The organism is Mycolicibacterium palauense, assembly GCF_002592005.1.
Lineage (GTDB): Bacteria > Actinomycetota > Actinomycetes > Mycobacteriales > Mycobacteriaceae > Mycobacterium > Mycobacterium palauense.
The window spans coordinates 1-11,065 of record NZ_NVQF01000127.1 but is presented as its reverse complement, the minus strand read 5'-3'; the positions used below and the strand labels follow the sequence as shown (position 1 = coordinate 11,065).

The following is an 11,065-nucleotide window of genomic DNA, read 5'->3' as shown; positions in this document are numbered from 1 at the left end:
CGGTAGGAAGTGTTTAAGAGCCAGGGTGGGGGACAGCGCGGCCATCCTGGAGGACTACGCGAACCTGGCCACCGGGCTGCTGACGCTGCACCAGCTGACCTCGGAACCGGCCCGGGCGCAGCACTGGCTTGCCGCGGCCACCGGGCTGCTGGACACCGCGCTGGCCCATTTCGCCGACCCGGACCGCCCCGGACGGTGGTTCGACACCGCCGACGACGCCGAGGCGCTGATGGTGCGCCCGTCCGATCCGATCGACGGGGCCACCCCGTCGGGCGCCTCGTCGGTGGCCGAGGCCCTGCTCACCGCGGCGCATCTGGTCGGCGCGGAACGATCGCAGCGTTACGGGCAGGCCGCCGCCGAGACGCTGCTGGCGCACTCGCCGGTGCTGGCACGGGCGCCACGCTCGGGCGGTCACTGGCTGGCCGTGGCCGAGGCGGCGGTACGCGGGCCCCTGCAGGTCGCGGTGGCCTGCGCCGAACCCGGCTCCTCGGGCCTGCTGGCCGCTGCGCGCCGGCTGGCCCCCGGGGGTGCCGTCGTCGTCGGCGGTCCGCAGGACTCGGCGGAACTGCTGACCGGGCGGGGCCGCATCGAGGGAGTCGATGCCGCCTACGTGTGCCGCGGCAGGGTCTGCGACCTTCCGGTGACCACAGCGCGGGATCTCGCTGAAGCGCTCGGTACGCCCGTGTAGCGTGCGGGCCATGAGTCTTGCGCCCGAGGACCTGAAGACGCTCGTCACGCGCTACCTCGACACGGTGGCCACCGGCACCGCCGAGGACGTCGCCGCCCTCTACGCCGAGGACGCCACGCTGGAGGATCCGGTCGGCGGCGGCGAGGTGCACATCGGCCGGCACGCGATCGCCGGGTTCTACAAGGCCACCGACGGCGCCGAGATCAAGACCGAACTGCTGACCTTCCGGGCGGGCGGGCACGAGGCGGCCTTCGCCTTCGCCATCACCGTCGGCAATGCGATGCGCATCGAGCCGATCGAGGTCATGACGTTCAACGGGGACGGGCAGATCTCCTCGATGAAGGCCTACTGGGGCCCCGCGGACATCGTCCAGCTCTGAATCCAGCTCCGAATCCAGCTCTAGAATCCAGCTCTGAATCCAGCTCCGACCCAGCTCTAGAAAACCGCGAACCACATGGCGATGTAGTGGCAGATCGCCGCCACCGCCGTGCACGCGTGGAAGAACTCGTGGTGGCCGAACGTGCTCGGCCACGGGTTGGGCCACTTGAGCGCGTAGAGCACGCCGCCGATGCTGTAGAGCGCGCCGCCGACGGCCAGCAGCACCATCGCCGCCACGCCGGCGCCGTGGGTGATGGGCACCGCGTACCACGCGGCCACCCAGCCGAGCAGGATGTAGAGCGGCACCCCCAGCCAGCGCGGTGATGTCGGCCACAACATCTTCAGCGCCACTCCGGCCAGCGCGCCGCCCCACACGATCGAGAACAGCTGCCAGCCCTGCCGCTCAGGCAGCGCCAGCAGCGCGAACGGCGTGTAGCTGCCGGCGATGAAGATGAAGATCATCGAATGGTCGAGGCGCTTCATCCAGGTCCGCGCCGCCGTCGAGGTCCAGTGCACCCGGTGATACGTGGCGCTGACGGCGAACATCGCCACGATCGTCAGCGTGTAGATCAGCGTCGCGATGCCGGCCCGCAGCGAATCCACCGCCCAGGACACCGACACCAGGGCGGCGCCGGCGACGGCGGCCACGACCGCCGAGTACAGGTGGATCCACCCGCGTGCGCGCGGCTTACCGAAGAACTCGACGACGCCTTCGACGACGGCCTCGGGCAGGTCCTCCGCGTCCTCGATGGAACGGGAGCCCCGCCGGCGCGGATCCTCGGTCGAGATGGGCGTGGACATATCACCTCCGTGATGCCTGGGAAGGTGCCCGGACTTTCGGGGATTCACCCACGGCCACAGTAGTCTGGATTTCTGTGGAGATCATTCCCCCGCGACTCAAGGAGCCGATGTACCGGCTCTATGAGATGCGGCTTCGTCACGAGGTGACGCGATCCAGATCACAACTGCCGCGGCACATCGCGGTGCTCTGTGACGGCAACCGGCGCTGGGCCCGGGACGCCGGCTACGACGACGTCAGCTTCGGTTACCGGATGGGCGCGGCCAAGATCGCCGAGATGCTGCGGTGGTGCCAGGACGCCGGCATCGAGCTGACCACCGTCTATCTGCTCTCGACGGAGAACCTCCAGCGCGACCCCGACGAGCTGGCCGCGCTGATCGAGATCATCACCGACGTCGTCGAGGAGATCTGTGCGCCCGCCAACCACTGGAGCGTGCGGACCGTCGGCGACCTGGAACTGCTGGGCGAGGAGCCCGCGCGGCGGGTGCGCCAGGCGGTCGAGAAGGCCTCCGCCCCAGAGCGCGACGGCGGATTCCACGTCAACGTCGCCGTGGGCTACGGCGGACGCCAGGAGATCGTCGACGCGGTGCGCGCGCTGCTGTCCAAGGAGCTGGCCAACGGTGCCACCGGCGAGCAGCTCGTCGAGGCGGTCACCGCCGACGCGATCTCGGAGAACCTCTACACCTCCGGGCAGCCCGACCCCGACCTGGTGATCCGCACGTCGGGGGAGCAGCGGCTGTCGGGGTTCCTGCTGTGGCAGAGCGCCTACTCCGAGATGTGGTTCACCGAGGCGCACTGGCCCGAGTTCCGGCGGGTCGACTTCCTGCGGGCGCTGCGGGACTATTCGCTGCGGCACAGGAGATTCGGCGCCTGAGCCGGTTCCGGGGAAGCCTGGAGTCGCGGCGGCCGGTTCAGAGCTTGCGCAGCCGCAACCGGTTGATGGAGTGGTCGGCGTCCTTGCGCAGCACCAGCGTGGCCCGGGGGCGGGTCGGCAGGATGTTCTCGATGAGGTTCGGCCGGTTGATCGACTGCCAGATGTCGCGGGCGGCCATCACCGCCTGGTCGTCGGTCAACGTCGAGTACATGTGGAAGTGCGATTGCGGGTCGGCGAAGGCGCCCTTGCGCATCGCCAGGAACCGGGAGACGTACCACTGCTCGATGTCCTCGATGCGGGCGTCGACGTACACCGAGAAATCGAAGAGGTCCGACACCATCAGCGTCGGCCCGGTCTGCAGGACGTTGAGGCCCTCCAGGATGAGGATGTCGGGGTGGCGGACGACGTGTTTCTGGTCCGGCAGGATGTCGTAGAGCAGGTGGGAGTAGACCGGTGCGCAGACCTCGTCGGCGCCCGATTTCACCGAGGTGACGAACCGCATCAACGCGCGGCGGTCGTAGCTCTCCGGAAAGCCTTTTCGGTGCATCAGGTTCCGGCGGGTCAGTTCGTGGTTGGGGTAGAGAAAGCCGTCGGTGGTCACCAGATCCACCAGCGGGTGGTGCTCCCAGCGGGCGAGCAGGGCCTGCAACACACGCGCCGTGGTCGACTTGCCCACCGCGACGCTGCCTGCGACACCGATGACGAACGGCACCGGCCGGTCCGGGTTCTGTTGCGGTTCGCCGAGGAACTCGGCGGTGGCGGCGAAGAGGCGCTGGCGGGCGGCGACCTGCAGATGGATCAGACGGGCCAGCGGCAGGTAGACCTCCTCGACCTCGAGGAGGTCGAGCTGTTCGCCGAGGCCGCGCAGTCCGACGACTTCTTCCTCGGTCAGCTTCAGCGGAGTCGACATGCGCAGGGCACGCCATTGTTTCCGGTCGAACTCCACATAGGGACTCGGCTCGCTCAGCCGCGACATGGCACACAGTCTTACAGCTGTGGCTTCCGGCCGGTCGTGTGGGGCCACACCCGGCGTGACCGCCCGGGGTAGCGCAGGACCGGTGTTACCGTGGCCATGCCCGACGATAGGGGGGGATCCATGGCATCTCACGGTGGGAGCGCACCCGGTCCGGAAGGCTACGGGAAGTGCAAGAAGTGCAGCTGCAAGGTGTACAGCCCGCGGAACTTCACCGGTGTGTGCCAGAACACCCGGGACGACGGCAACGTCTGCGCACACCAGAACGATGACCACGAGCTGAGCTGAGCCCGCGGGGCGGTGATCGCGGCCCGGCATCGCTACCGTTGTCGGCATGGAACCCGAGACCCTGGTCCGCGAGTACCTGCTGCTCGGCCTGCGGTTCGACCGCGTCGAGGAGGGCTACGTCGACTCCTTCACCGGAGACCCGGCGCTGCGCCGCGCGGTGGCGGCCGAGCCGGCGCCCGAGCCCGCCGAGCTGGCCCGCCGGGCCCGCGAACTCGCGGAGGCCCTGCCCGAGGTGCCGCGGGTCCGGGGTTTCACCGACGCACGGGCGGACTACCTCGACGCCCATCTGCGGGCCCTGGACTGCGCCGGCCGCAAGTTCGCCGGCGCCGACGTCGGGTTCGTCGATGAGGTGCGCGACTACTTCGACGTCACCATCGCCAAGGGCGACCCGGAACGCTACCGGCAGGAGCACCGCGACCTGGACGCCGCGCTCGGCGGGACCGGCCCGCTGGCCGCCCGCATCCAGGCGCACCGCAGCGCCGAGGAGATCCCGCCCGAGCGGCTCGGTGACTGCATCGAGGCGTTCTCCAGCGCGTTGCGCGACCGCGTCCGCGCCGAGTACCCGCTGCCCGACCGCGAGACCATCACCTACGAGATCGTCACCGACAAACCGTGGTCGGGATTCAACTACTACGAGGGGGACTACCGCTCGACGGTGGCGGTCAACGCCGACCTCAAGCAGCAGATGTCGAACCTGCCCCGGCTGGTCGCCCACGAGTCCTATCCCGGCCACCACACCGAGCACTGCCGCAAGGAGGCCGGCCTGGTCGAGGGTCAGGGCCAGCTGGAGCAGACCATCTTCCTGGTCAACACCCCGCAGTGCCTGATGGCCGAGGGCCTGGCCGACCTCGCGCTCTACGCCGCGATCGGCCCGGGCTGGGGTGCCTGGGCCGCCGAGATCTACGCCGATCTGGGGCTGCGGTTCGACGGTGAGCGCGCCGAGGCGATCTCGGGGGCGACCGCGGCGCTGGCCGAGGTGCGCCAGGACGCGGCCCTGATGCTGCACGACGAGCACCGCGACGCCGACGAGGTGGCGGCCTTCCTGCAGCGCTGGCTGCTGGTCGAGGGCGCCCGGGCCCGGCAGATGCTGCGCTTCCTGTCCTCGCCGTTGTGGCGGGCCTACACCAGCACCTACGTCGAGGGCTACCGGTTGCTGCGGGCCTGGCTGGACGAGCGCCCGGCCGAGGTGAGCCTGACCGCGCGCTTCGGGCGCCTGCTCGACGAGCCGCTCGTGCCTTCGGCGCTGCGCGCCACTGCGGCCTGAGCGCTGCGCGCCACTGCGGCCTGAGCGCTGCGCGCCACTGCGGCCTGAGCGCTGCGCGCCACTGCGGCCTGAGCGCTGCGCGCCACTGCGGTCTGAGCACGGGTCAGGACGGCGCGGGGCGGGGCATTAGGCTGTTCGGCATGGCTACCGATCCGACCGCGACAACGACCGCGAAGGTGTCCCCTGCTGCTCCCGGTGCCGAGTACGCCGACACCGCGAGCGCGGCCTACCGCAACATCCTCGGGATCATCGAGACCGTCGAGCCTCGGATCGCCGACGCCACCCGCAAGGAACTTGCCGACCAGCGTGACTCGCTGAAGCTGATCGCCAGTGAGAACTACGCCTCACCGGCGGTGCTGCTGACCATGGGCACCTGGCTGTCCGACAAGTACGCCGAGGGCACCATCGGGCACCGCTTCTACGCGGCCTGCCAGAACGTCGACACCGTCGAGTCGGTGGCCGCCGAGCATGCCCGCGAGCTGTTCGGGTCGCCCTACGCCTACGCCCAGCCGCACTCGGGCATCGACGCCAACCTGGTTGCCTACTGGGCGATCCTGGCCACCCGGGTGGAGGCCCCGGGGCTGGCCGAGTTCGGCGCCAAGGGAGTCAACGACCTGTCCGAGGCGGACTGGGAGACGCTGCGGTCCAGGATGGGCAACCAGCGGTTGATGGGCATGTCGCTGGACACCGGTGGGCATCTGACCCACGGATTCCGGCCCAACATCTCCGGCAAGATGTTCCACCAGCGCAGCTACGGCACCGATCCGCAGACGGGCCTGATCGACTACAACGCGGTGGCCGCCGCGGCCCGGGAGTTCAAGCCGCTGGTGCTGGTGGCCGGCTACTCGGCCTATCCGCGCCGGGTCAACTTCGCCAAGATGCGCGAGATCGCCGACGAGGTCGGCGCCACCCTGATGGTCGACATGGCCCACTTCGCGGGGCTGGTCGCGGGCAAGGTGTTCACCGGCGACGAGGATCCCGTCCCGCACGCCCACGTCACCACCACCACCACGCACAAGTCGCTGCGCGGGCCCCGCGGTGGGCTGGTACTGGCCACCGAGGAGTACGCCCCCGCCGTCGACAAGGGCTGCCCGATGGTGCTGGGCGGCCCGTTGTCGCATGTCATGGCCGCCAAGGCCGTCGCGCTGGCCGAGGCCCGCCAACCCTCCTTCCGGGCCTACGCGCAGGCCGTCGCCGACAACGCCCGGGCGCTGGCCGACGGATTCCTCAAGCGGGGCGCACGGCTGGTGACCGGCGGCACCGACAACCACCTGGTGCTGCTGGACGTGACCTCGTTCGGGCTGACGGGCCGGCAGGCGGAGTCGGCGCTGCTGGATTCGGGCATCGTCACCAACCGCAACGCCATCCCGGCCGACCCCAACGGGGCCTGGTACACCAGCGGCATCCGGTTCGGCACCCCGGCGCTGACCACCCGGGGATTCGGTGCCGACGACTTCGACCGGGTCGCCGAGCTGGTGGTCGAGGTGCTCAACAACACCGACCCCGCGGCCGGGCCCAACGGTCCGTCCAAGGCGAAGTACGCCATGGCCGACGGCACCGCGCAGCGGGTGCACGCCGCCGCGGCCGAACTGCTCGCCGCCAACCCGCTCTACCCCGGGCTGACGCTCTGATCGACCCGATCCGGGGTCTTTGGTCACCAATTCCCGGACACGGCCCGACCGGATTTCAAGAAATGTGTGAATTCGGGTTACATTTACTTCATGGCCGAGAGAATTGTTGCCAACACGCTGACGCTTGAGCTGGAGCCGGTGGTCGCCGAGAATCTGCAACGCCATCTCGACACCGCCGACCCGTGGTTCGCGCACGACTACGTGCCCTTCGACCAGGGGGAGAACTTCGCGTTCCTCGGGGGACAGGACTGGGACCCGTCGCAGGTCAGCCTCCCCAAGCCCGTGGTGGATGCGCTGGAGATCATGCTCATCACCAAGGACAACCTCGCCGGCTACCACCGTGAGCTCGTCGAGCACTTCATCCTGGAGTGGAAGTGGGGCCGCTGGCTGGGCCGCTGGACCGCCGAGGAACACCTGCACGCGATCGTGCTGCGCAACTACCTGGTGGTCACCCGCAACTTCGACCCCACCGCCAACGAGGACGTCCGCGTCGACCACGTGATGAACAAGGGCTACCGCGCCGACTGGTTCACCCAGATCGAGACGTTGGTGCAGATGGCGTTCCTGGAGCGCTCGCACGGGGTGTTCATGCGGCGCCTGGCCGAACACATCGAGGACCCGACCCTGCGCGCCATGGTGGAGAAGATCGCCGCCGACGAGGAGCGCCACGAGGTGTTCTTCGCCAACCTGGTGCGCTGGTGCCTGCAGTACGACGAGGCCGAGACGGTGCGCGCCGTGGCCGCCCGCGCCGCTGAGCTGCAGGTACCCGGTGCCGACATCAACGCCTACCCGGAGAAGGTGGCCACCGTCGCCGAGGCCGGGATCTTCGGCCCCGACCAGCTGCGACAGGTGATCTCCGACGAGATCCTGGCCTTCGGGGTCGACGACCGCCCCGAGCTGCGCCAGTACGTGATCTGACCGGAGTGCTTCAGTCGGCGCGGACCGCCGACACCCCTCGGCGCGCCTGCAGAGCGCGAACGGCTCACCGGGAGTAGCGTCGCTGTCGATGGCTAGCGACATGCTCTGCTGTCCGGGCGGTATCTCCCGTAGCGACTACGGCAGGACCGGCCCCGGTCCTGATGCCGCTGCGCCCGCTGACATACCTCCGCGGGGCCGCGTGGGGTCGAGGAGCGCCACGTGACTGATTCGCCGTCGGTATCCCGGGATGACGTGCTGACCTACGTCCTGGACACGTCCGTCCTGCTGTCCGATCCGTGGGCGTTCACCAGGTTCGCCGAACACGAAGTCGTCGTCCCCCTGGTGGTCATCAGCGAGCTCGAGGCCAAACGTCACCACCACGAGCTGGGCTGGTTCGCCCGCCAGTCGCTGCGGTTGTTCGATGACCTGCGGCTGGAGCACGGACGGCTCGACCAACCCATTCCCGTTGGCACGCAAGGCGGCACGCTGCAGGTCGAACTCAACCACAGCGACCCCACCGTACTGCCGGCGGGCTTCCGGACGGATACCAACGACGCCCGAATCCTGACCTGTGCGGCCAATCTGGCCGCCGAGGGCAAGCGAGTCACCCTGGTCAGCAAGGACATTCCGCTGCGGGTCAAGGCCGGTGCGGTCGGTCTGCGCGCCGACGAGTACCACGCCCAGGACGTGATCACCTCCGGCTGGACGGGGATGACCGAGCTCGACACCATCGGCGACGAGATCGACACCCTGTTCGCGGACGGCGAGATCGATCTGGAGGCGGCCCGGGACCTGCCGTGCCACACCGGGATTCGGCTGCTGGGCGGCAATTCGCACGCACTCGGCCGGGTCAACGCCGAGAAGCGGGTGCAGCTGGTCCGCGGCGATCGCGAGGCGTTCGGCCTGCGCGGGCGCTCGGCCGAGCAGCGCGTCGCCCTCGACCTGCTCCTCGACGAATCGGTGGGCATCGTGTCGCTGGGCGGCAAGGCCGGCACCGGCAAGTCGGCGCTGGCACTGTGCGCCGGACTGGAGGCGGTGCTCGAGCGCCGGACCCAGCGCAAGGTGGTCGTGTTCCGCCCGCTCTACGCCGTCGGCGGGCAGGAGCTGGGCTATCTGCCCGGCAGTGAGAGCGAGAAGATGGGCCCCTGGGCCCAGGCGGTGTTCGACACCCTGGAGGGACTGGCCAGCCCGGCGGTGCTCGAAGAGGTGCTCTCCCGCGGGATGCTGGAAGTGCTGCCGCTGACCCACATCCGTGGGCGCTCGCTGCACGACTCCTTCGTCATCGTCGACGAGGCGCAGTCCCTGGAACGCAACGTCCTGCTCACCGTGCTGTCCCGGCTGGGTTCGGGCTCCAGGGTGGTCCTGACCCACGACGTCGCCCAGCGTGACAACCTGCGCGTCGGGCGGCACGACGGTGTCGCGGCGGTGATCGAGAAGCTCAAGGGGCATCCGCTGTTCGCTCACATCACGCTGCTGCGCAGCGAGCGGTCCCCGATCGCGGCGCTGGTGACCGAGATGCTCGAGGAGATCAGCCCGACCTCGCTGTCCTGACCCCGTCCCCGGTCCGGCCCGCACGATCTCCAACCGTGGCGAACCGGCGCGCCGCTGACCCGGCGCGCCGCTCGTCGGCTGGCTAAGATCCCGTCGCATGCACACCGAAACGGCGCTGGTGCTGACCGTGCTGGTGCTGTGCTATTCGGTGGTCTCCGGACTGATCAACCGCTGGTATGTCGCCCCGGCGCTGGTCTTCGTCGTTCTGGGAATGGTGTTGGGCCCGTTCGGCGCCGGTGTCCTAGAGGCCGGCGGGGACACCGCCGGCTTCACCGTGCTGGCTCAGCTGGCCCTGACCGCGATCCTGTTCAACCAGGCCGCGGAGACCGATCTGCGGGGTGCGCTGCGCCGGGGGCGCGTGACCTTCCGGCTGCTGGTGTTCGGCATTCCGCTGACCATCGCGCTGGGCACCGTGACCGCCCTGGTGCTGCTGCCGGTGATGCCGCTGTGGGAGGCGATCTGCCTGGCCGCCGTCGTCGCCCCCACCGAGGTGGCGCTGATCGAGGCGCTGCTGGACGACAGGCGCATCCCCGAGCGCGTCCGGCACGTGATGTCGACCGAGAGCGGCTGCTACGACGGCTTCGCGCTGGCTGTGGTGCTGGCGGTGCTGGCGTTCGACGCGCAGCGAACCGAGCACGAGCCCGCCCGCTGGCTCGGGGTGCTGCTGCGGACCGAGGTGCTGTCGCTGGGCGTCGGCGTGGCGATCGGCGCTTTGGGCGGCCTCATCCTGGTGCGCGCCCACCAGCGGGGGTGGATGAGCGAGACGTGGGCGCGGCTGGCGACGCTGGCGGTGGCGCTGGTCTGCTTCGAGGTGGCCGAGTCGTTCCACGGCAGCGGGTTCGTCGCCGCCTTCGCCGGGGGGATGGCCTACTCCTGGGCGGCCCACCGGGCCGGCACGGAGGTCCCGACCCAGTTCTCCGATGCCGCGGCCTCGCTGTTGGAGCTGCTGGTGTTCGCGCTGTTCGGTGCCTCTGCGGTGATCATCGGCTGGCGCGACACCAGTTGGCAGGTGGTGGCGTTCGGGCTGCTCGCGGTGATCGCCGTGCGGTTGGCCGCGGTGTCGGTGGCGCTGCTGGGCACCGACCTGCCCCGTGTCAGCCGGCTGTTCATCGGGTGGTTCGGCCCGCGCGGCATCGGCACGCTGGTACTGGGCCTGCTGGTGATCCAGAGCGGCGACATCGAGCACGCGGACGTCTTCACCCAGGCCGTGGCGGTGACGGTCACCATCAGCCTGGTGTTGCAGAGCCTGACGGCGCCGATCGGTATCCGGCTGGTCTCGCGAGACCGGCTGGTGACTAGTGGTTCGTGAGTGGGCCGAGCAGACCGGCTCGCCGCGCCCGCGCGAAACTTCCCATCACCCGCTGCAGCAGTACGTCGAACGCGGCGCCGTTGCAGCCCCGCTCCAGCCCCTGATGCTTGAGGAACGCTTGCAGACGGCGCTCGATCGGCCATTCGGCATAGGCCCGCCCCGCGAATTCCGAACCCAGGAACGCCAGAGCCTGCGCATCGAGTTGCTGCCTGCTCGGCTGAGTCCCGACCATCATCAAAAAGAACACCCCTCCCGCGTCATGTCCTGCTTTACAGTGTGCCAGATCACACTGAGTGGGTCGAAGGGCACAAAGTCACCGTCCCTGTCACCGTCCCTGTCACCGGCTCTGTCACCGTCCCTGTCACCGCCCCCGTCACCGCCCCCGTCGCCGC

Annotated in this window: 10 protein-coding genes and 1 pseudogene; 8 read left to right on the top strand and 3 right to left on the bottom strand. The window is 69.6% G+C overall.

The window, feature by feature from the left end; translation table 11 throughout:
- Positions 1 to 688: pseudogene (locus CSR00_RS27955) on the top strand (thioredoxin domain-containing protein); the annotation flags it as partial.
- Between the two features lie 10 nt (positions 689 to 698).
- Entirely contained in the window at positions 699 to 1,067 is a 369-nt protein-coding gene (locus CSR00_RS27950; RefSeq protein ID WP_099025638.1) for a nuclear transport factor 2 family protein, read from the top strand.
- A 56-nt stretch (positions 1,068 to 1,123) separates the two neighbouring features.
- On the opposite strand, the gene trhA is transcribed toward CSR00_RS27950, so the two are convergent.
- Positions 1,124 to 1,867 (bottom strand): PAQR family membrane homeostasis protein TrhA, encoded by a 744-nt coding sequence (gene trhA / locus CSR00_RS27945; RefSeq protein ID WP_099025637.1) that lies wholly within the window; start codon positions 1,865 to 1,867, stop codon positions 1,124 to 1,126.
- A 74-nt stretch (positions 1,868 to 1,941) separates the two neighbouring features.
- Between trhA and CSR00_RS27940 the strand changes: the two genes are divergently transcribed.
- On the top strand, positions 1,942 to 2,739 hold the full coding sequence (locus CSR00_RS27940; RefSeq protein WP_099025636.1) for a (2Z,6E)-farnesyl diphosphate synthase: 798 nt from the start codon (positions 1,942 to 1,944) through the stop codon (positions 2,737 to 2,739).
- A gap of 37 nt (positions 2,740 to 2,776) precedes the next feature.
- Here the strand turns inward: CSR00_RS27940 and coaA are convergent, their stop codons facing one another.
- The gene (gene coaA / locus CSR00_RS27935) at positions 2,777 to 3,715 is read right to left on the bottom strand and encodes a type I pantothenate kinase (protein WP_099025635.1); all 939 of its coding nucleotides are present in this window, start codon (positions 3,713 to 3,715) and stop codon (positions 2,777 to 2,779) included.
- A 331-nt stretch (positions 3,716 to 4,046) separates the two neighbouring features.
- Here coaA and CSR00_RS27930 point away from each other — a divergent pair, with 331 nt between their 5' ends.
- From CSR00_RS27930 to CSR00_RS27910, 5 genes are all read left to right on the top strand, one after another.
- Positions 4,047 to 5,264 (top strand): DUF885 domain-containing protein, encoded by a 1,218-nt coding sequence (locus tag CSR00_RS27930; RefSeq protein WP_099025634.1) that lies wholly within the window; start codon positions 4,047 to 4,049, stop codon positions 5,262 to 5,264.
- Positions 5,265 to 5,404: 140 nt separating this feature from the next.
- Positions 5,405 to 6,895, top strand: a complete 1,491-nt coding sequence (locus CSR00_RS27925; RefSeq protein WP_099025633.1) for a glycine hydroxymethyltransferase — start codon at positions 5,405 to 5,407, stop codon at positions 6,893 to 6,895.
- 90 nt (positions 6,896 to 6,985) lie between these two features.
- Positions 6,986 to 7,813 (top strand): acyl-ACP desaturase, encoded by an 828-nt coding sequence (locus tag CSR00_RS27920; protein ID WP_099025632.1) that lies wholly within the window; start codon positions 6,986 to 6,988, stop codon positions 7,811 to 7,813.
- A gap of 219 nt (positions 7,814 to 8,032) precedes the next feature.
- Positions 8,033 to 9,364 (top strand): RNA 5'-3' helicase PhoH2, encoded by a 1,332-nt coding sequence (locus tag CSR00_RS27915; protein WP_099025631.1) that lies wholly within the window; start codon positions 8,033 to 8,035, stop codon positions 9,362 to 9,364.
- A 97-nt stretch (positions 9,365 to 9,461) separates the two neighbouring features.
- Positions 9,462 to 10,673, top strand: a complete 1,212-nt coding sequence (locus CSR00_RS27910; RefSeq protein WP_099025630.1) for a cation:proton antiporter — start codon at positions 9,462 to 9,464, stop codon at positions 10,671 to 10,673.
- On the opposite strand, the gene CSR00_RS27905 is transcribed toward CSR00_RS27910, so the two are convergent.
- A complete protein-coding gene (locus tag CSR00_RS27905) occupies positions 10,660 to 10,920 on the bottom strand; it encodes a hypothetical protein (protein WP_245906671.1) in 261 nt (86 codons plus the stop codon). The genes CSR00_RS27910 and CSR00_RS27905 overlap by 14 nt on opposite strands.
- Positions 10,921 to 11,065: the final 145 nt, after the last annotated feature.